Consider the following 19,886-nt stretch of genomic DNA (forward strand, 5'->3'; position numbering starts at 1 on the left):
CGGGCGCGCTGCCCCGCTATCCCTGCATTTCCTGCCGCCAGCGATGCACCGGGGCGAAACCGACCAGCCGCTTGGCCTTGCTGATGTCGTAGAATGTCTCGTCCTCGCCCATCTCGCGCCGCACCGGCACGCCGTCGTAATAGCGCTTGATGATTTCGGCGCTGGTCAGATCGACCGAGACATCTTCGTTCGCGACGTTGAACACCTCGTAGCCCAGCCCGTCCGTGTCCAGGCAGCACTGCACCATCCGGCCCAGATCACGCGCGTCGATATAGGCAAAGATATTGCGCCGCCGCTGATCGGGGTTGTTGATGAAGTCGGGAAAGAGCTCGGTATATTCGTGCGGTTCGATCACGTTGTTGATCCGCAGCCCGTAGATGTCGATTCCGGTGCGGGCGTGGAAGGACCGCGCGCAAACCTCGTTCGTGACCTTCGACATGGCATAGCTGTCGTGCGGCACGGTCGGATGTTCCTCGTCCACCGGAACATAGTCGGGCTTTTTCTCGCCATCGGCAAAGCAGATGCCGTAGGTGGTTTCCGAACTGGCAAAGATCACCTTTGGAATGCCGAGCTTGGTCGCCGCCTCGAGCACATTGTAGGTGGCCAGCGCGTTGGTGCGGAAAAGCTCGTTGTCGGGCTTGATCAGGATGCGCGGAATGGCGGCGAAATGCACCACGGCATCAAAGCTCGGACGGCCGGTGCCGGGTTCAAGCTCGTCCAGCGCGGCATACGAGGTAAGCGCGTTCCATACCTGGCCGTTTTCGGTCAGATCGACGGTCAGGTTGTCGACGCCCGGATGGTCAAGCGGCACGAGATCGGCGTTGACGACGCGGTGGCCCTGTTCCAGCAGGTAGGGGATGACGTGGCGCCCGGCCTTGCCGCTGCCGCCGGTAAAAAGAAGTCGCATGTCCTGGCTCCGTTCTGATGTCGCTTTGACCGGTACCTAGTGCCGCGCGCCGCCCCGTCACCCGTGCAGATTCCAGACCGCGTCATCGCCACGATTGCGTAACGCACCGGGGCTGCTAGGCTATGGCGCATCGCCGTAGCACGCGGCTGGGGGCGCAGACACATGGCCGGGACCACACCCAACCGCTGGTTCGTGCTGGCCGTTCTGTTCACCGCGCGCGTCACGATGGCGTTTCAGTTCCAGGCTGTGGCGGCGCTGTCGCCGGTTTACATGCAGGTGTTCGGTGTCGGGCTGTCGGATATCGGTTTTCTGATCGGGCTTTATCTGGCGCCGGGTCTGATCATCGCGCTGCCCGGCGGCGCCATCGGGCAACGGTTCGGCGACCGCCGGGTGATCGCCTTTGGCATGGGGCTGATGCTGGCGGGCGCGCTGGTGATGCTGCTGCTGGACAGCTGGGGCGGGCAGATCGCCGGGCGGTTGCTCGCGGGTACCGGCGGCGTGCTGCTGAACGTGCTGATGTCGAAGGTCGTGACCGACTATTTCGCCGGGCGCGAGATTGCGACGGCCATGGGCATATTCGTCAATTCCTGGCCGGTGGGGATCGCCGCCGCGCTGCTGGTGCTGCCGCTGGTTGCGACGGGCGGCGGCCTGGCCCTGGCGCTGGGCGCGGTTCTGGCCAGCACCGCGGCCGGGCTGGCGGTGTTCCTGTGGGGCACGGCGCCGACGGCGGCGGGATCGGCGGGCGCGGCCCCAAAGGAACGGCTGCGCGGTGCGCCGCTGGCGGCGGTCCTGTGCGCAGGCGCGATCTGGGGGCTCTACAACGGCGCGCTGGGCATGGTGTTCGGGTTCGGCCCGGCCATGCTGGTGGGCAAGGGCTGGAGCCTTGCGGCGGCAAGTGCGACCACCAGCGTGACGCTGTGGCTGGTGGCCGTGTCGGTGCCGCTGGGCGGCTATCTTGCCGATCGGACCGGGCAGCGGGACGCGGTGATGGTGGCGGGCTTTGCCGCCTTTGCCGCGCTGCTGATCCTGGCCCCGTCAAGCGGCAACAATGCGCTTTTGGTCTTTGCGCTGCTGGGGCTGAGCGCGGGGCTGTCGGCGGGGCCGATCATGAGCCTGCCCGCGCAGGTGCTGGGTGCCGGCACGCGGGCGGTGGGCATGGGCATCTTCTTTACGCTCTTCTACGTCGGCGTGGTTTTCGCGCCCGTCGTCGCGGGGATCGCGGCGCAGCGCACCGGCCTTGCGGGGGTCGCCTTCTATCAGGGCGCGGTGATGCTGGCGGCCTGCGGCCTTGCGCTTTGGGCGTTTCGCGGGCTGGCGCGGGGGCGTGCGGGATGAGACGCCATTGATTTTCCCCGCCGGTTCCGGCAAGTCGGGCGGAATCATCCTTGAGGGAACAGCCATGACACGTATCGACGACAGGTTCGCGCAGCTTAAAGCCGACGGAAAGAAGGCTTTCGTCGCCTATGTCATGGCAGGCGATCCGGATTTCGACACATCTTTGCAACTGGTCAAGGGCCTGCCCGGCGCGGGCGTGGACATCATCGAACTGGGCCTGCCCTTCACCGACCCGATGGCCGATGGCCCGACCATCCAGCTTGCCGGCCAGCGCGCGCTCGAAGGGGGCATGACGCTCGACCGCACGCTTGAGCTGGCGCGCACTTTCCGCGCAGAGGATGACACCACGCCCATCGTGTTGATGGGCTATTACAACCCAATCTATTCGCGGGGCGTGGGAAAATTTCTAGAACAGGCTAAAGAGGCCGGGATCGACGGGCTGATCATCGTGGACCTGCCGCCGGAAGAGGATGACGAGCTGTGCCTGCCCGCGCAGAAGGCCGGGCTGAACTTCATCCGGCTGGCCACGCCCACCACCGACGACAAGCGGCTGCCCAAGGTGCTGCAGAACACGTCGGGCTTTGTCTATTACGTCTCGATCACCGGGATCACGGGGGCCGCGGCGGCCGAGGCTGCGGACGTCGGGCCCGAGGTGGCGCGGATCAAGTCGCAGACCGATCTGCCGGTGATCGTGGGCTTTGGCATCCGCACGCCGGAGTCGTCGCAGAGCATCGCCGCCATCGCCGACGGCTGCGTGGTCGGATCGGCCATCGTCGGCGAACTGGCCGACGGCAAATCGGTGGACGAGGTGCTAAGCTTTGTGAAATCGCTGGCCGACGGTGCGCACCGGGCCTGATCAGGGCCCGCTATCCGGCGCGGACCCAGCGGTGCATGACATCCGCGCCGACCGCGCGCGTTTCCGACAGGCGGAACCGCGTGGCCGCCGCCAGTTTCGCAATTCCCATTGCGCCCACCGATGGTTGCCCTTCGGCCCCGAGCGCGAGGCCTGCGGTAAAGCCGACAAGTTCGTCCACCAGATCCGCCGCCAGCAGGGTCGCGGCCAGGGTGCCGCCACCTTCGCAAAAGACCCGGGTCAGCCCGGCGGCCCCCAGCGCCTGCAGCACCGATGCGGCATCGACCTGACGCCCCGCCAGTCGACAAGGCAATAGCACCGCGCCCAAGCCCTGCCAGGCCTGTCGCGTCTCGGGCGCGGCGTCGGGGCCGTGGCAGATCCAGACCGGCACCTGCGCCGCGGTGCGGGCAAGTTGCCCCATCAGCGGCAGGTCGATCAGCCGCGATACCACCACGCGCACCGGCTGGCGCACCGTGCCAAAGCCGCGCACGGTCAGGCTTGGGTCGTCGATCCGTGCCGTGCCCGCGCCGACCATCACCGCATCGTGCCGGGCGCGCTGGCCATGCACGATGCGCCGCGCCTCGGGCCCGGTGATCCAGCGGCTTTCGCCTGTGGCGGTGGCGATGCGCCCATCGAAGGACGACGCCAGTTTGAGGGTGACAAAGGGCCGTCCGGCTTCGGTCCGCAGGAAGAACCCGGCGTGATCGCGCGCCGCCTCTTCGGCCAGCACGCCGGTCGTCACGGCGACCCCGGCGGCGCGCAGCCTGTCGAAACCCTGGCCCGACACCCGGGGGTCGCTGTCCTGCAAGGGGGCCACGACCCGCGCGATGCCGGCAGCGATCAGGGCGTCGGCGCAGGGCGGGGTCTGGCCGTGATGGGCGCAGGGTTCGAGCGTGACATAGGCGGTGGCCCCGCGCGCCGCGTCACCGGCCTGCGCCAGCGCCTGCGGTTCGGCATGGGGCCTGCCGCCCGGCGCCGTCACGCCGCGGCCGACGATGCGCCCGTCCTTGACGATGACGCAGCCGACCGCCGGGTTTGGCCAGCATTGGCCCATCCCCCGACGGCCCAGGCTCAACGCATGGGCCATGTGCCGTTGATCGGCGGGGGTCACTTTTCCGGGGCGGCGTCGGGACGCAGTTCGCTGACGAACTTGTCAAAATCGTCCGCCGCCTGAAAGTTCTTGTAAACGCTGGCAAAACGCACATAGGCCACGGTGTCGATGCGGGCCAGCGCCTCCATCACGATCTCGCCGATCTGCTTGGAGGGAATATCCGTCTCGCCCATCGATTCCAGCCGCCGCACGATGCCGGAAATCATCTGATCCATGCGCTCGGGCTCGATGGGCCGTTTCTGAAGCGCGATCCGGATGGAGCGTTCGAGCTTGTCGCGGTCGAAATCCTCGCGGCGGCCATTGGTCTTGATCACCACGAGATCACGCAGCTGCACCCGTTCATAGGTGGTGAAGCGCCCGCCGCAGGCCGGGCAAAAGCGTCGCCGCCGGATGCTGACATGATCCTCGGCGGGCCGTGAATCCTTGACCTGTGTGTCGATGTTTCCGCAAAACGGGCAGCGCATGGCCGTTCCCCTTTGTTGTTCGTCTCTGCCTCGGGATGGGGTTGGTCCCCAATTATCCACAGCCACTATAGGGGGGTCGCCAGAATTTGGGTAGAGGGGATTTCGCGCCGCAAGATGAAGGGCCGGACCGGCCACAGTCGGTCTATCCCGGCAGGTGCCAGTGCCAGCCGCGCGCCGTGTGCACGTATTCCGGCCAGGCGAAATCCAGCGGCGGGGCATAGTCGCACAGCGGCGGGATGTTCCCGGCCTTTTCGCGGCGGCGAACCAGTTCCTCCTGTGCGTCGTGGCGCAGGGGGGCATCCGTCAGCAGCCGCAGCGCGGCGCGGGCCAGCACCCGGGCGGCGGTGCGCACCATCGGGTCGATGGTCTGCGGCATGCCGCCCAGGGCATTCATCGCCCAGCCCGGGTAAGGCCCGCCGCGCAGCGCCGGACGGGCGATATAGAACCGCGCCGTGGGGGTGTGCCAGGTCATGTCGGTGTAGTCGTCCGAAGTGCTGTTCTTCTGCGCGGGGGGCAGATCGCGGCGCAGGATCGTTTCCGCACGTTTCGGCGCAATAAGGCGCGTGCATTCGGGGATCAGCGGATCGTCGGTCGGTTCCGCGCCGCAAGCCTCTTGCACCTTGCGGGCCAGATCAAGCGCAGCGTCGTCCCAGACCGGTGGGCCGACCTCTTGCAGCGCGTCCCAGACCATGCCCGCCATGCCGTGATTGGCCAGACCGGGGCGGGATTTGCTGACCCAGTGCCGTTCGACCCGGCAGCCGGTCATCGCGGCGGCATGATCGGCCAGACGGTCCAGCTGCGCGGTGATCTGTTCGGCCATCGCGACATCCGGCACCCGGATCATGTATTGCAGGTCGGCGCGCGCGGCGGGCAGGTTGTCGGCGGTGGCCTGACCCGCGCCCAGGATCGCCTCGCTCACCGACCAGCCACCGCGATGCGGCAGCATGGAGTCGCGCAGGCTGCGTGCCGACTGGTACATCATCATCAGCGCATCGTTGGCACCGGGCGCGCGGATGTCGGAGTGGCTTTGCGGAATCGGCGCGCCGTCCTTGGCACCCCAGCGTTCGGGCGCGTCGCAACGAAAGCTGTAGATCATCGAAAAGGCCGCGCCGCAGTGGGTGTTCCAGCGAACGGTGTTGCAGAGCGGCAGCATGTAGAACGGATGAAACGACAGCATCCCGTCCAGCCCGTCGTAATACCCCTTCGCGGCATGGATGGGTTTCGAGCCGCGCACCTTTTCGGCGGGTTCGCCGGTAAAGCGCAGGGTGCCCTGGATGCCCAGCGCCGTCATCACCGCCTTTGTCGCCAGTAGCCCGCCCAGCGCCCCCATGCCGAGGCCCGAATGCGGATCGGTGTGACCGGCGGCAAGCGTTCCCAGCCCCGCGCGGGGCGCGCGGTAAGGCACCGGAGCCTGACAATTGCCGGGCACCGCATCGTATTCGGCATACATGCCCACCGTCGGCCCCTTGCCATTGCTCCAATGCGCGCAAAAGGCGGTGGGCATCCCGCCGGAGCCTTCCTCGACATCGAACCCTTCGGAACGCAGTCGGTCCACGTACCACGCGGCGGATCGGTATTCGCGCCAGGCCGGTTCGGCGAAATCGAAAATCTGTGCGCACCAGTCCGACAATTCCGCCTCGCGGGTCGACAGGTAGCGGTCGGCATAGGTATGGGCGCGGTTCATCGTGCTCAGGTCCCCAGATGGGCCAGCACCTCGCGCCGGTGCGGCCGGGTGCGGTGTTCGAAGACGTAGATCCCCTGCCAGGTGCCCAGGCCCAGCCGCCCGCTCGTGACCGGGATTGACAGCGACACAGGCATCATCGCCGCCTTGATATGCGCAGGCATGTCATCGGGGCCTTCGTAGGTATGGGTGAGGTAGGACATCGCCGGATCGCTTGTAGGCGGCACCAGCCGGTCAAAGAAGGCGCGCAGATCGGTCTGCACCTCAGGATCGGCATTTTCCTGGATCAGCAGACTGGCCGAGGTGTGCCGGATGAACAGGGTCAACAATCCGTTGTCGCTGACCCAATCGCGGACCTGCGAAGTGAATTCGTAAAGGCCGGGGCCATCGGTCTGGATCGTGAACGTGGTCTGCCTCACGAAGGGGTCCCTTTCCCGCTGCGTGGCCGCGTATATCGGCAATCATCCGGAGCCACCATGCCCGCTGACGCGTAAGGCGGCAACAACCGTTGGGATGGGACGGACACGGGTTCTTGGAAAAGCGAAAGGCCCGCAGGATTGCGGGCCAGATCGAGTATCATTCAAGGCTTGTCACGTTGAAATGGGCAGTTGGCTTGCGCCTGTCGTGTAGCGCTACTGCGGCGTGCCAAATCACGCTTCGGCGCTGACCACGCATTTGACGGTCGGCAGGTCGCTGGAAAAATCAAAGAACACGGGCGAGCCATTGTCGTGCACGGCGGGCTGCTGCGCGACGGCGCGCAGAGTGTCCTGACATTCGGCCAGTTCGGCGGCGCTCACCTCGATTTCGATCACGGTGGGCTGTTCCGGCACGAGGACCTCGGTCGTCGCCCAAGCTGCGGCGGCAAGACAGGTCATGGCGGCTGCGATGGCATAAGTCTTGGTCATGGTCTTTCCCCTTGGTGTCAGGTCAGTAACCGCCAAACCCCCGGAAAAGTTCCCGAATCGTCGTGTGAGCCAAAAACGCGGGGCAGGCGGGGGGCCTTGCAACCGCCACCGGAGAGGCGCAAAACATCGCCAAGACAGGCGTGCGAAAGGATGGACATGAGACAGGGCAGCATCGACCGGCTGACGGGCCTGCTGCTGGCTGCGATCACCTTTCTGGTCATCCTCAACGAATGGAACGTCCTGACCGCGATCACCCCGGCAAAACCGGTTCTGGTGGTGCTGGTGGTGGCCTTGCTGACCCTGCGCGTGGCCCCGGCGCGGCAGGCCTTTGTCGGGGTGGCGGCTGCGCTGACGCTGGCGCTGGTCATGACCCGGCCGGACTGGTCGGACGTAACGGTCAAGGCGCTGGCGTCCTCGGCCTTCATCGCGGCGTTCTTTACCTCGCTGTCGACCCTGCGCAACGTCGCCCAGACCTCGCCCGCGATCCAGGCGGCGGGCACGTTTCTTTCGGGTCAACCGCCGGGGCGGCGCTATGCGGCGCTGACCGTGGGCGGGCAGATGTTCGCGCTGCTGCTGAATTACGGCGCCATTCAGCTTTTGGGATCGCTGGCGCTGGCCAACGCCAGTTCCGAACCCAATGCCGAGGTGCGCGGCCACCGGATAAGGCGCATGCTGCTGGCGATTCAGCGCGGTTTCATCTCGACCCTGCCGTGGTCGCCACTGTCCTTCGCCATGGCGATTTCCGTCAGCGTCGTGCCCGACACGAGTTGGGCGCGGTCGCTGGTGCCGGGGCTGATCACCGCGGGCCTGCTGGCCGGGATCGGCTGGGCGCTCGACACCGCCTTCAAGCCACGGCTGAGCAAGCCGCCCGGCCCCCGCAGCGCGCCAGAGGGGACCTGGGCCACCATGCTGCCGCTTCTCATGCTCTTGGGCGTGCTGGTGATCGGCGTGGTGGTCCTGCACGAGGTGTCGGATGTGCGCATCGTCGGGCTGGTCGCGGTAATCGTGCCGTCGATCGCGCTGGTCTGGCTGCTGATCCAGTACTGGGGCGACGCGCCGCTGGCCAATACCGCGCGGCGGGCGACCGATTACGTTCTGCGCGAATTGCCGGGCTACCGGGGCGAGCTGACGCTGCTGATGATGGCGGGCTACATCGGCACGGTTGGGTCGGCGCTGCTTGGCCCGCTGATGGCGCGCGCGGGGCTGGACCTGACGGTGCTGCCGACCTGGCTGATCATGGTGTCTTTCGTCTGGATCATTCCGCTGGCGGGCCAGATCGGCATGAACCCGATCCTCGCGGTCACTCTGATCGCGCCGCTGATCCCCGCCGCGTCGGAACTGGGGGTCACGCCGACGGCGCTGATCGTCGCCATCACCTCGGGCTGGGCGCTGAGCGGGGCAAGCTCGCCCTTCACGGCCACCACGCTGCTGATCGGATCGTTCGGGGGGCTCAGCGCCACGCGTGTCGGGCTGGTTTGGAATGGCGTCTACACGGTGCTTTGCGCCACCGTTCTGTCGGCCTGGGTTCTGCTCTATGCCTACGTGCTTTAGGCGGCGTCCGAATTCAGGAGGGTGCCCCGGTTTCAGTCAAATTTGCTCAGTTCCAGGCATCTGAGCGCGGGTATAGCCGGCTACGGCAAGCTCAGAAAACGCAGAAACGGGCAAATCTGGCGAAACCCTTTCAGAGCGCGGCGGATAGGGCGTGATGCGATTGGCTTGAAACTGCCTTGAGCGGACGTGCGAGCCCAGCCCGCGGGCGCGGAATAAAGGCCGAAGGCCGCCGCGCCATCGCAGTCGCGCCCCGACGCGGCTGTGCTTGCTGCATAGCCGGGGTGGCGTGCGAACCTGGCTGGCATAAATCGCTTGAGCGAAGAGGTCGGATCGCCGCCGCGCGGGGTGCGCGACGGCCCGTTTTCGCCTCAGAACACCAGCTTGAAGCCTGCGCGCAGCGCATGATCGCTGCCCTGGTTCGAATAGCTGCCGTCATAGCCGAATTCGGCGGTCAGGCCGTTGCCCATCTCGGCATCGAGCCCCAGCCGCAGGCGCAGGCGGTCACGGCCCAGCTCGGCCCCCGAGGTCATGAACGGCGCGCCGCCCACGGTGGCCAGGGTCGAGGTGGTCGTGGTGTTGAGATCGCCCAGGATATGCTCCCACCCGATGCTGGCGACGGTGCGCAAGCTGCCGCCCCCGGCCATCGCGCTGGTGGCACCCAGGTCGACCCCCAGGCCCAGTGTGGTCTGGCTGTAGGTGTCGTCCTGCACGGCAAGGTTCAGCACCCCGGCGCCGGTTTCGGTGAACCCGTCGATGCTGGCGCTGACGTGCTGCACCTCGGCATAGGGCGCGAAGAAGAACGTCGGGTTTGCCGACATCTGCATCCGCTGCGCAAGGTCGTAGGATGCGCGCAGCGTCGCGGCAAAGCCGTGACCGTCGGTGTCGCCCGATGCCTTGGCGTCGGGTCCGCCGGCGATCGGGATCACCCGATCGAACTCGTAGTCGAGCTTGCCGTAGCTCAGCGCGCCCGACAGGGTCAGCGGGCCGCTGGTGTGGCTGCCGTAGATGCCGATCTGCACCGCGTCGATCTGCGCCGAGGATCGGCCCGACGACACCGAGGTGTCCGAGGTGCCGATGCCGAAGCCCAGCGTCATGCGCCCGCTGCCGGTGTCGAACCGGGTTTCGATCCCCGATGCGATGCCCCAGCTGTCGCTGTCATAGGCGCTGGCACCGCCGCTTGAATCCACGTCATCGCTGGTGCCGTAGAGGCTGATCCAGGTCCGGCGCTGGGACTGACCTGGCGCAATACCCTGGGTCGAGGTGACGGCGCCCGTGTCCAGCATGCCGGCACCGCCCTGGGTCAATCCACGCCCGATCAGCAGCGCGTTGAACGCGCCGGTCTGCCGGGCCGCCACTTGCAGTGTGTTGGGATGCAGCGACTTGTCCGAAAAACCACCGCCCGGGTTCGGGTTGGGGTTCGGATCGGGATCGGGTGTGGGGTCGGGATCGGGTGTGGGGTCCGGATCAGGCGTGGGGTCCGGGTCAGGCGTGGGGTCCGGGTCGGGGTCTGCGGCCCGTTCATAGGACACCACCACGTCGTTGCTGTTGATGGCGACCATCACGTCCACATCCGGCAAGGTATCGGTCACCGTGTCGAAACTGCCCGACACGCCATCGGCGGCCGTCAGCACGGTGTAGCTTTGCGCATTGGGGTAGTTGGTCGGATAGGCCAGCGCGACCACCGCAAGCGTTCCGTCGACCGTGGCGCTGCCACCCACGTCGATAAGGTCGGAATCGCCGTTGGCCGCGATCTCGACCTCGAGCACGCCGGTTTCCCCCATCACGAAGGAGTCGGTGACCGTCAGCGTACCGATCGAATTGCCCGCCGCCACGGTGCCGTTCGCGACCACCGCGCCCACGGTGCCGGTGCCCGACAGGCGACCGCCCTGCTGGACCGTGACGGTGTTGCCCAGCGTGCCGCTCACCCGAAGCTCGCCGCCGCTGATGCGGGTTGTCCCGCCCATCGTGTCGCTGATCGCGGTCAGTTCGGTCAGGCCGGAAATGACGTTGATCGTACCGTCGCCGGTCAGTTCGCTGTCAAAGCTGTAGCCCATGTCGGTGTGGTTGAAGTTCAGCACGGCGTCGCCCAGCCCGAAGGTCAGCACGCCCACATCGAAGGTGCCTGCGCCTGCGGCCATGTCCCCCAACCCGGCACCGATGTTCAGCGTGCCGGCCGATCCCTCTTCGAGCGCCAGCGTCATGCCGCCGGTGCCGGTATGCCGGAAGATCGCCTCGTTGCGGATGGTCAGCGTGCCGGTGCCATCGTCGCCGACCCGCAGGCCGTCGGTGTCGTTGTTGAAAACATTGCCGCTGTCGATGTAGCGGGTGCCGCGCCCTTCGACGATCAGGGTGCCGTTGCCGTCCACCTCGCGGCCGATGCGGGTGCGGTTGGTTTCGACCCGCGCGCGGTCCGATACCGTCGTGACGGCCGTGCCGTCGGCGGCAACGGTGAAGGATTCTGTCGAAACGACCCGGGTGTTCTGGCCCGAGATGGTCGTGGTCGCGACCGTCCCGTCTTCGCTCCCCATGGTCAGGCCGCCAGTATTGATCTGGCCGCCGTTCAGCACGTCAAGCGACGCGGTGCCGTCTTGGTTGAAGCCGATATGCAGCGTCGATTCGACATTGAGCGTCGCGCCCTCGCCATCGACGGTCAGGCTGTGGTCGCCGCCCATCTCGGACCCGACGAAATAAAAATCCGCCACGTTCAGCGTGCCGCCGTCGGTGACGGTGACCGCACTGGTCCCGTCGTCCTGAATCATGAAATCGTTGACGGTGAAGCTGCTGCCTTCGCCCGTCACAGTGAGCGATGTCATGACGTCCGCCGCGTTGCCGAAATAGACGCTGCTGTCGAATGTCGCCGCACCGCCGTTCTGGATGGTCACGTCGGCATTGCCTTCGTCGCCAAGGCGGTTCAGGGGAATGTCGCCGATCTGCGAGAAGGTGGAGCCCGAGCCGCTGACCAGAAGCGTCCCTTCGCTGCCGGCATCGTTGCCCATACCAAGCTCCTGAACCAGCACGGTGCCGCCAGCCCGGACGTTCAGCGTGCCTTGCCCGGCAGAGCCGATCCGCAATTCGTCGCGCACCTCCCAGAGGCTTTGCCGCCCCGTCACGTTGGCCACGCCCACCCCGGTTTCGGTGGAGCCGATCCCGATGGAGTTGAATTCGCCAACGGTGCCGGAAATGATCTGGCCGCCGCCGGTGATGTTCAGGGTCCCGGTGCCCGCGGCGCCGACCCGGAAGCTGTCCGAGATCCCGAGGAAACTGTCGACCCCGTCGACGTTCAGCGTGCCGGTCGACCCTTCGAAACCCCCGATATCGGCGTTGCCGAAGTTGAAGAAGGTGGCGCCGTCTTCGACGTTCATGACACCGGTGCCATTCGCGCCGACGAAAAGCTGCCCCTGGCTCGAGGTGGTGGAGTTGATCCACTCGGTTTCTGACCCGGTGATCGTGAAGACACCGTCGCCGGTCGGGAAAGAGCCGATGTTCAGAAGCGCGGTGCGCCCGCTTCCGCCGTCACTGACGATCATCGTGCCGGTGCCGAGGTTGCCGACAGCGATGTTGGGGGACCGGATTTGCGACCCTTGGCCGGTCACCGTCACGGTGCCCGTCCCCTCTTCAAAGCCGCCGATGGCGACGGGAATGACGGACCCCAGGAACCCGCCGTTGGTGATGTTGATCTCACCCGTGCCACGGTTGCCGACGATGATGAGGTGATCGTCGTCCTCGGGCACGATCACCTGTGATCCCGAACCGTCGATGTTCAGGATGCCAACGGCGGTGGCATCATCACCCAGGCCGACCTGCGTGGTTTGGACCTGCGCGCCCCCCCGGACGTCGAGCGTGCCTGTCCCGGTCTGGCCGACGTTCACGAATTCGGGCGACAGAAGCTGCGTGCCCGCGCCGATGAGGGTCAGTTGTCCGGTCCCGCCATCCGCGGCGACGGTTGTGCCGTCGGTGACATCCAGCACCGCGCCGCCCGACACCGTCAGCCGGCCATTTCCGGTATCGGCGACGAACAGTCGGTCGCTTGCCGCTGTGCCGCCGTTGATCGTTGTGGGGTTCGGTGTCTGCGTGTCGATCACTGTCTCGTCGGTCGCGTCGGGCACCCCTGCGGTCCAGTTGGACGGATCGAACCAGTCGGTGCTGGTGTTGCCGATCCAGTCGGTATCGGCCTGCGCGGCGGTCGTGCTGACCAGGAGCAGTGCCAGAACCGACGTGGTCTGGCGCAGCCGTGATTGGGACAGGGTGGGTCGGGTCATGGGGTGGCTCCCGCGCAAAAAAAATGACGCGCCGGACGCCCCGGCGCAGGGCAACAATAGATCGGCGCCGTCGCTGGGCGGCAGGGCATCGGACAGAAACCGCCGCCGCATCGCCCGGGCATGGCGCGCACAGGGTGACGCTACGAAAGGTTAACAGGCTTGTCAAAAAAGAAAAAAGTTTTCGAACTGAAAATCGAAGGCGGGCAGGACCTGTGTCTATTGCGGCACGGCACCGGGCACAGGATCGTCGGGGTCGTCATAGTGATCGGCATAGGACGCGATCAGCCGGTCGATGGCCGCCCGCGACACCCGGTTGTTGTCTTCCGAAAATCCCAACGTCGCGACCATCTTCCAATGGCCGTACATGAGCGCGACAAACAGATACCCGATTTCGCGGCAGGCGGACTGCGGCAGGGCGGGATTGCTGATCTGCACCTCGTGCGCGATGGTGAACTGTAAGAGCGCGTATTGGTCGTGCAGGTTCTTGCGCACCTTTTCCGACGAGGTCGCAAGCGACAGCATCGCGTCGTAAACCTGATCGTCCGCCGGTTTGGCCAGCCCCTCGGGGGCGAGGAAGTTGAAGTAGAAATCCAGGAACATCGGCAGCCGCTCGGTCTTGCCCGCCGACAGGATGCCCTTCATCAGTGCCTCTTTGTAGGCCGCGGCCAGCCCGTCGCAAACAGACACCATCAGCGCCTCGGGGTCCGGGAAATAGTGCCGGATCAACTGCCGGGACATGCCCGCCTCGTCCGCGATCAGATCGTAGGACGGGGTCGGCAGGCCGTGCTGGCCAATGGTCTTGATCGCCGCCTGGACAATCGCCGGTTTGCGCACTTCGGAAATCGGGGTGACCATGGTCTTTGCACGCCTTTTTTGTGGTTCGGCAGGTTGCATGGGGCCGATGGTGGGGTCAAGGGCACCGGGGTCGCACTGCGCGGTTAGCGGCCAACCGCATAGGCCTGCATCAGCCGTGGCGTGGCGGCGGCACGCAAAAGGCCGTCCGGCGTGCGTGCGGCCGCTGTCAGCCGACCGACGGTCCAGGGCTCCGCCACTTCGAGCGCGTGACCGCGCCTGCGCAGGTCGTCGATCACCGACGTGCCAAAGTTCGGTTCAACCATCAGGTGCCCGGGGCGGGTGCCGCGCGGGTAGAACGACGCCTGCAGATGCGCGGTATTGAAGAGCGGCGCATCGATGGCTTCCTGCAGGTTCAGACCGCCATGGATGAGGCGCAGCAGAAAGATCAGTTGCCATTGGTCCTGCTGGTCGCCGCCGGGGGTGCCAAAGGCCATGCGCGTGCCATCCGGCCCCAGAGCCATCGACGGCGACAGCGTCGTGCGGGGCCGCCGCCCGGGCGCCAGCGAGGTCGGCAAACCCTCGTCGAGCCAGAACATCTGCGCCCGGGAATTGAGCGGCATGCCAAGGCCAGGGATCACCGGCGACGATTGCAGCCAGCCACCCGACGGGGTGGCCGACACGGCGTTGCCCCAGCGGTCGATCACGTCGATATGCACCGTGTCGCCGCGCCGTTCGGTCAGATGCGCCATTGTCGGTTCGCCCGCGCCGGGGCCGGGACCGGTGCCGAAATCCGTGGCGGCACGGGTCACCGCCGCCTGTGCCAGCGCCTCGAGCCCCGCGATCTGGCCGGGCCGCTGCTCGGTCGAGGCGTGGTCACTTAACTGAGCGCGCCGCGCGGCGGCATAGCTGTCGGACAGCAGCGTTTCCATCGGGATCTCGCTGTGAAGCGGGTCGCCGTAATAGGCCTCGCGATCAGCAAAGCTCAGCTTCATCACCTCGGTCACGGTATGGACGAAGGCGGCGCCGTTCAGGTCCATCGCGCCCACGTCCAAGCCCGACAGCACCCGCAGCGATTGCAGCAGTGACGGGCCTTGCGTCCACGGCCCGCCCTTCCAGACGGTCCAGCCGTGGTAATCGGTGGGCACCGGCGGTTCATATCCGGCCTGCCAGCCGGCCATGTCCTGCCCGGTCAGTACGCCCTTGCGGCGGCCACCCGCGGCATCCATCACGCAGGCGTCGCGCAGGTAATCGTCAATCGCCTCGGCAATGAAGCCTTGGGAAAACGCTTTGCACGCGGCGTCGATCTGCGCCGTGCGGGTCGGTGCGGCCTCTGCCTCGGCCAGCAGCCTGTCCCAGGTGTCCGCCAGCGCCGGGTTGCGGAAAAGTGCGCCTGCCTCGGGCACCGCGCCGCCGGGCATCCAGGTGGCGAAGGAAGTGGGCCATTCGTCGCGAAAGAAATCCGCCAGCCCGGCGATGGTGTTCACCACCCGGGGCAGCAGCGGATGGCCGTGGCGGGCGTAATGGATCGCCGGTTCCAGCACGTCGCGCAGCGCCATCGTGCCATGATCGCGCAGCATCAACATCCAGGCGTCGAAGGCCCCGGGGATCACGGTGGCAAGCAGCCCCGACCCGGGGATCAGGGTCAGCCCCTCGCCCCGGTAATGCGCGATTGTGGCGCCTGCGGGGGCAGGCCCCTGGCCGCAGATCATCACCGGCCGGTCGGCGTCGGTAGGCCAGATCAGCGCGGGCATGTCGCCCAAGGGCCCGTTCAGATGCGGTTCGACCACATGCAGCGTGAATCCCATCGCCACAGCCGCATCGAAGGCATTGCCGCCGTGCTCCAGCATCCGCATCCCAACAGCGGAGGCGATCCAGTGGGTCGAGGTCGCGACCCCGAAGGTGCCGGTGATTTCGGGTCGGGTGGTAAAGGTCATGCCGCCGCCTGTCGTTGTGCGCTGCGTCGTAGCAGCAAGGAATAAAAGACCGGCGCGGCGATCAGGGTCAGGACCGTGGCAAAGGCGAGGCCCCCCATGATCGTCACCGCCATGCTGGCAAAGAACGCGTCCGACAGAAGCGGCAGCATGCCAAGGATCGTCGTCGCCGCCGCCAGCAGCACGGGACGCACCCGGCTGACACAGGCCTGCACCACCGCTTCGGTGAATTCGACGCCCTCGGCACGCACCAGGTCGATTTCTTCCACCAGGACGATGCCGTTCTTGATAAGCATGCCCGACAGGCTGAGCAGACCTAGAAGCGCGGTAAATGTGAAGGGTAAACCGGTGCCCAGCAGCCCCAGCGCCACACCGTTGACCGACATCGGCACCAGCAGCCAGATCACCAGCGGCTGGCGCAGCGTCCCGAAGAGGAAGATCGAAATCAGTACCATGACCAGAAAGCTCAGCGGCAGTTGCTGGCCCAGGCTCGATTGCGCTTCGGTCGAGTTTTCGAATTCGCCGCCCCATGCGAAGCCGTATCCGACCGGCAGTTCGATGGCCTCGACCGCGGCGCGGATGGCGCTGTGCACCTCGGCGGCGGTCACATCGGCGGGAATGTCCGCCTCGACGGTGATCGTGGGCAGCCGGTCGCGGCGGTGGATCAGCGTATCCTGAACCTCGTGTCGCAAGCCGTCGATCACCTGTTCCATCGGCACAAAGGCGTTGCCCGCGTCGGAATAGATCACTTGGCTGATCAGGTCGGCCTCGTTGTCCTGTTCGCGCACGATGATCGGGATCAGCCGTTCGCCTTCGCGGTATTCGCCCGCGCGCGTGCCGTCGGTGGCGAACTGCAGCACGGCGGCGATATCCTCGCGCGCGATGCCCGCGGCCTGGGCGCGTTCGGTCGCATAGACCGGACGCAATACCAATTGTGGCTCGCGCCAGTTCGTGCGCAGGTGCATCAGGTTGTCGGACGCAGCCAGCATCGCCTGGGTCGCCTCGGCCGCCAGCTGGCGCAGCACCACAGGGTCCGGTCCGCTGAACCGCGCCGCGATGGGCGCGCCGCCGCCGGGGCCAAAGACCAGCCGTTCGGTCCGGAACAGCCCCTCGGGCAGCGCGTCGGCGGCAAAGGCGATGAGGTCGTCGCGCAGGGCCGGGATGTCTTCGATCGTGTCGGTGCGGATGATCAGCAGGCCGTAGCCGGGGTTCGTCGCCTCGGGCCCGTAGGTCAGCATGAACCGCGTAGCGCCCTGGCCGATGAAGCTGGCCACCGATGATACGTCATCGCGCGCCTTCAGCCACTCTTCGATCCGGGCCAGCTGGTCCGCGGTCGCGTGGATCGGCGCGCCCTGCGGCATGGTCAGATGCGCGTAGAAAAGCGGCGTGTTGGAATTGGGAAAGAACTGTTGCTTGATCTGGCCGAACCCGATGAAGCAGACCACCGTGATCCCGATCAGCGCCGCCACCACCAAAAGCCGCACCCTCAGCGCGCCGCGCAGGATCGACGCATAGGCGCGGAAGAACGCGCCGCCATAGGCATCGTCGTCGCCGCCGCCCGATCCGACGCGGAACAGGTAATGCCCCAAGAGCGGCGTCGCGGTGATTGCCAACACCCAGCTGAGCAGCAGCGAAATGCCGATGACGGCGAAAAGCGAGAACAGGAATTCACCGGTCGCATCGGGGCTGAGGCCGATGCCCGCAAAGGCCATGATGCCGATCACAGTGGCCCCCAGCAGAGGTATTTGCGTCTTGCCGCCGACCTCTTCAGCGGCATCGCGGGATTTCACCCCCTGGCCCATGCGGATCTGCATGCCTTCGGCCACGACGATGGCGTTGTCGACGAGCATCCCCATCGCGATGATCAGAGCGCCCAGCGAAATCCGCTCCATCTCGATCCCGAAGATTGCCATGAAAAAGAGTGTACCGACCACCGTCAGCAACAGCGTCGTGCCCACGACGATGGCCGCGCGCCAGCCCATGGCGACGGCCAGCACCAGCACGACGATGGCCACGGACATCGCGAGATTGACCAGAAAGGCGCTGCTGGCCTCGTCCACAACCACGTGCTGCTGATAGATCGGGTGCAATTGCACGCCTTCTGGAATCTCGTTGCTCAGCTCTGCCAGCCGCGCATCGACGCGGTTGCCGACCTCGACGATGTTTTCGCTGGCAAGGCCTGCGACGCCCAGGGTGAACGCCTCCTCACCGTTTAAGCGGATGATCTGCCGGGGGTAGGCTTCGCGTTCGCGCGACACGCGGGCGATGTCCGACAGGTTCAGGACCTCGCCGCCGACACCGATGGACAGCCCGGCGATATCCTCGACCGAATCCGAACCATAGGGCGCCTGGATCGGCGTGCGGCGCGGACCCCGGTCCAGCGATCCGGCCTGGCTGACGACGTTGGCATTGGCGACCGCCTGGATGATCGCGCCGGGCGGCACCCCAAGGTTGTAGGTCAGTGCAAGCGACGGTTCGACAAAGATCGCCTCGGGCGGCAGGCCCTGTGTTTCCACATCCGCCACCCCGTCCACGGCCAGAAGCTCGCGCCGCAGAAAGGTGGCAAGCGCATGCTTTTCCGCATCGGAAAAGCCCGGCGCGGTGATGGCAAAGAAGATCCCGAACACGTCGCCGAAGGAGTCGTTGACCATCGGTTCGAGTGCGCCGTTCGGCAGATCGCCCGCCGCGTCGCCGACGCGGTTGCGCAGCTTGTTCCAGACCGGGGGAAGCTCATCGCCGCCGATGGTGCTCTTGACCTCGACATTGATGGTGGACACGCCCGGTTCGTTGGTCGACCGGATGGTATCGACCTCGCCCATCTGCTGGATCGCGGATTCCAGCGGTTCGGACACCTCGACCGCGACCTGCGCGGCGGACGCGCCGGGATAGCGGGTGATGACCACCGCCTCCTTGATGGTAAAGGCCGGGTCTTCCAGGCGGCCCACGTCGAAAAAGCCCCAGATGCCGCTCAGCAGGCAGCCGATCATCAGGATCCAGGTCAACAGGGCCTTGTCGATGGCGGCGCGCGCGATTCCCATCGGCTCAGTTCCCGAATCCGGTGAACCGTCTGACCGCCTGTCCGTCCTCAAGGCGGCTGGCCCCGGCGGCGACCACCTCTATCGCGCTGTCGGGCGGCTGTGTCAGGGCCAGCATGCCGTTTTCAAGCGTCTGCAACTCCACCGGCATTTGCCGCACCGTGCCGCTGTCCGCGCCCACCGGCTCAAAAACCATCACGGACGTGCTGCGATCGGGCGCGATGACCACCGCAGACGCGGGCAGGGTCACGACCTGATCGCTCACCGGCTGGCGCGCCACGACCGTGGCCGACGCGCCGGGGATGATCGTCGGATCGACCGCGCCCTGGACCGCCAGCGTCGCGGTATAGGTCTGCCCCACGGCCGAGGTTTCGGCCTGGAATTCGCGGATTTCGAGCGGCAAACGTTCGTCGCGGCCCGGAAAACTCGCCAAAAGCTCGACCGCGTCGGGGTCCTGCGCGCGGCGGAACAGGAGTTCCGGCACCTCGATCTCGATCCGGGTTTCGGACATGTCGTGCAGCCGCACGACCGGGCTGCCCGCGCTTACGGTCGAAAAGTTCGCGACATTGCGTGTGGCCACCAGCGCGTCGAAGGGCGCGGTCAGTTCTGCCAGATCAAGCGCCCGCTGGGCGTCGCGCACCGCGATGTCGGCCAGGTTCGCTGCGGTCTGGGCATCCTCTATGGCGGCCTCGGACACCGCCGCGCTGCTGAGTGCTTGCTGCCGTTCCAACCTGCGGTCGGCCTGTTCCTTTTCCAGCCGGGCCTGATCCAGCCGCAACTGAAACGGTTCCAGGTCAAGCTGCGCGATCAGATCGCCCTCGGACAACCGCGCGCCTTCCTTGACCGGCAGTTCGACGATCTGCCCGGCCACCTGAAAGGCCAGGTCGACCGTCTGGCGGGCGACCACCTGACCAAAGAATTCCCGTTCGATCGCGTTCTGCTGCGGCGACAGGGTGATCAGCTTGACCGGTTTCGGCGCGGCATCCTCCTGCGCGCAGACCGCGCCCGCCAGGGCGATGCAAAGGGTGGCAAGGGCCAGGACGGGTTTCATGAAATCGC

General features: G+C 66.4%; 14 protein-coding genes. 3 read left to right on the top strand and 11 right to left on the bottom strand.

The window, feature by feature from the left end:
- Nucleotides 1-16 precede the first annotated feature (16 nt).
- Nucleotides 17-907, bottom strand: coding sequence for an NAD-dependent epimerase/dehydratase family protein (locus ACOXXX_RS12160; protein ID WP_422826855.1), 891 nt, complete (start codon nt 905-907; stop codon nt 17-19).
- Between the two features lie 162 nt (nt 908-1,069).
- Between ACOXXX_RS12160 and ACOXXX_RS12165 the strand changes: the two genes are divergently transcribed.
- On the top strand, nt 1,070-2,242 hold the full coding sequence (locus ACOXXX_RS12165; RefSeq protein ID WP_422826856.1) for a CynX/NimT family MFS transporter: 1,173 nt from the start codon (nt 1,070-1,072) through the stop codon (nt 2,240-2,242).
- Between the two features lie 64 nt (nt 2,243-2,306).
- Entirely contained in the window at nt 2,307-3,098 is a 792-nt protein-coding gene (gene trpA, locus ACOXXX_RS12170; protein WP_422826857.1) for a tryptophan synthase subunit alpha, read from the top strand.
- Nucleotides 3,099-3,108: 10 nt separating this feature from the next.
- Here the strand turns inward: trpA and ribD are convergent, their stop codons facing one another.
- The 5 genes from ribD to ACOXXX_RS12195 all read right to left on the bottom strand — a co-directional run bounded on the left by ribD (nt 3,109) and on the right by ACOXXX_RS12195 (nt 7,256).
- Nucleotides 3,109-4,182 (bottom strand): bifunctional diaminohydroxyphosphoribosylaminopyrimidine deaminase/5-amino-6-(5-phosphoribosylamino)uracil reductase RibD, encoded by a 1,074-nt coding sequence (gene ribD, locus ACOXXX_RS12175; protein WP_422826858.1) that lies wholly within the window; start codon nt 4,180-4,182, stop codon nt 3,109-3,111.
- A 20-nt stretch (nt 4,183-4,202) separates the two neighbouring features.
- The gene (gene nrdR / locus ACOXXX_RS12180) at nt 4,203-4,670 is read right to left on the bottom strand and encodes a transcriptional regulator NrdR (protein WP_422826859.1); all 468 of its coding nucleotides are present in this window, start codon (nt 4,668-4,670) and stop codon (nt 4,203-4,205) included.
- Between the two features lie 142 nt (nt 4,671-4,812).
- A complete protein-coding gene (locus ACOXXX_RS12185; protein ID WP_422826860.1) occupies nt 4,813-6,354 on the bottom strand; it encodes an amidohydrolase in 1,542 nt (513 codons plus the stop codon).
- 5 nt (nt 6,355-6,359) lie between these two features.
- Nucleotides 6,360-6,770, bottom strand: coding sequence for a secondary thiamine-phosphate synthase enzyme YjbQ (locus ACOXXX_RS12190; RefSeq protein ID WP_422826861.1), 411 nt, complete (start codon nt 6,768-6,770; stop codon nt 6,360-6,362).
- A gap of 231 nt (nt 6,771-7,001) precedes the next feature.
- Complete coding sequence (locus ACOXXX_RS12195; protein ID WP_422826862.1) at nt 7,002-7,256, bottom strand: hypothetical protein; 255 nt, start codon at nt 7,254-7,256, stop codon at nt 7,002-7,004.
- A gap of 156 nt (nt 7,257-7,412) precedes the next feature.
- On the opposite strand from ACOXXX_RS12195, the gene ACOXXX_RS12200 reads away from it, so the two are divergent.
- Nucleotides 7,413-8,807, top strand: coding sequence for a hypothetical protein (locus ACOXXX_RS12200; protein ID WP_422826863.1), 1,395 nt, complete (start codon nt 7,413-7,415; stop codon nt 8,805-8,807).
- Between the two features lie 368 nt (nt 8,808-9,175).
- On the opposite strand, the gene ACOXXX_RS12205 is transcribed toward ACOXXX_RS12200, so the two are convergent.
- From ACOXXX_RS12205 to ACOXXX_RS12225, 5 genes are all read right to left on the bottom strand, one after another.
- Nucleotides 9,176-13,066, bottom strand: a complete 3,891-nt coding sequence (locus ACOXXX_RS12205; protein ID WP_422826864.1) for an autotransporter domain-containing protein — start codon at nt 13,064-13,066, stop codon at nt 9,176-9,178.
- A 216-nt stretch (nt 13,067-13,282) separates the two neighbouring features.
- On the bottom strand, nt 13,283-13,921 hold the full coding sequence (locus ACOXXX_RS12210) for a TetR/AcrR family transcriptional regulator (protein WP_422826865.1): 639 nt from the start codon (nt 13,919-13,921) through the stop codon (nt 13,283-13,285).
- Between the two features lie 83 nt (nt 13,922-14,004).
- Nucleotides 14,005-15,795: a gamma-glutamyltransferase family protein gene (locus tag ACOXXX_RS12215; protein WP_422826866.1), complete on the bottom strand. Its 1,791-nt coding sequence runs from the start codon at nt 15,793-15,795 to the stop codon at nt 14,005-14,007.
- Nucleotides 15,792-18,830 (bottom strand): efflux RND transporter permease subunit, encoded by a 3,039-nt coding sequence (locus tag ACOXXX_RS12220; protein WP_422826867.1) that lies wholly within the window; start codon nt 18,828-18,830, stop codon nt 15,792-15,794. Before ACOXXX_RS12220 ends, ACOXXX_RS12215 begins: the two co-directional genes overlap by 4 nt.
- A 4-nt stretch (nt 18,831-18,834) precedes the next feature.
- Nucleotides 18,835-19,878, bottom strand: a complete 1,044-nt coding sequence (locus ACOXXX_RS12225; protein WP_422826868.1) for an efflux RND transporter periplasmic adaptor subunit — start codon at nt 19,876-19,878, stop codon at nt 18,835-18,837.
- Between the last annotated feature and the right edge of the window lie 8 nt (nt 19,879-19,886).

It is taken from the genome of Thalassococcus sp. BH17M4-6, from assembly GCF_049323015.1.
In the GTDB taxonomy this organism is placed as follows: Bacteria; Pseudomonadota; Alphaproteobacteria; order Rhodobacterales; family Rhodobacteraceae; genus Puniceibacterium.

Coding starts and splice junctions, on each gene's coding strand:
- ACOXXX_RS12160 (WP_422826855.1), bottom strand. CDS start 907: ATGCGACTTCTTTTTACCGGCGGCAGCGGCAAGGCCGGGCGCCACGTC.
- ACOXXX_RS12165 (WP_422826856.1), top strand. CDS start 1,070: ATGGCCGGGACCACACCCAACCGCTGGTTCGTGCTGGCCGTTCTGTTC.
- trpA (WP_422826857.1), top strand. CDS start 2,307: ATGACACGTATCGACGACAGGTTCGCGCAGCTTAAAGCCGACGGAAAG.
- ribD (WP_422826858.1), bottom strand. CDS start 4,182: ATGGCCCATGCGTTGAGCCTGGGCCGTCGGGGGATGGGCCAATGCTGG.
- nrdR (WP_422826859.1), bottom strand. CDS start 4,670: ATGCGCTGCCCGTTTTGCGGAAACATCGACACACAGGTCAAGGATTCA.
- ACOXXX_RS12185 (WP_422826860.1), bottom strand. CDS start 6,354: ATGAACCGCGCCCATACCTATGCCGACCGCTACCTGTCGACCCGCGAG.
- ACOXXX_RS12195 (WP_422826862.1), bottom strand. CDS start 7,256: ATGACCAAGACTTATGCCATCGCAGCCGCCATGACCTGTCTTGCCGCC.
- ACOXXX_RS12200 (WP_422826863.1), top strand. CDS start 7,413: ATGAGACAGGGCAGCATCGACCGGCTGACGGGCCTGCTGCTGGCTGCG.
- ACOXXX_RS12205 (WP_422826864.1), bottom strand. CDS start 13,066: ATGACCCGACCCACCCTGTCCCAATCACGGCTGCGCCAGACCACGTCG.
- ACOXXX_RS12210 (WP_422826865.1), bottom strand. CDS start 13,921: ATGGTCACCCCGATTTCCGAAGTGCGCAAACCGGCGATTGTCCAGGCG.
- ACOXXX_RS12215 (WP_422826866.1), bottom strand. CDS start 15,795: ATGACCTTTACCACCCGACCCGAAATCACCGGCACCTTCGGGGTCGCG.
- ACOXXX_RS12220 (WP_422826867.1), bottom strand. CDS start 18,830: ATGGGAATCGCGCGCGCCGCCATCGACAAGGCCCTGTTGACCTGGATC.
- ACOXXX_RS12225 (WP_422826868.1), bottom strand. CDS start 19,878: ATGAAACCCGTCCTGGCCCTTGCCACCCTTTGCATCGCCCTGGCGGGC.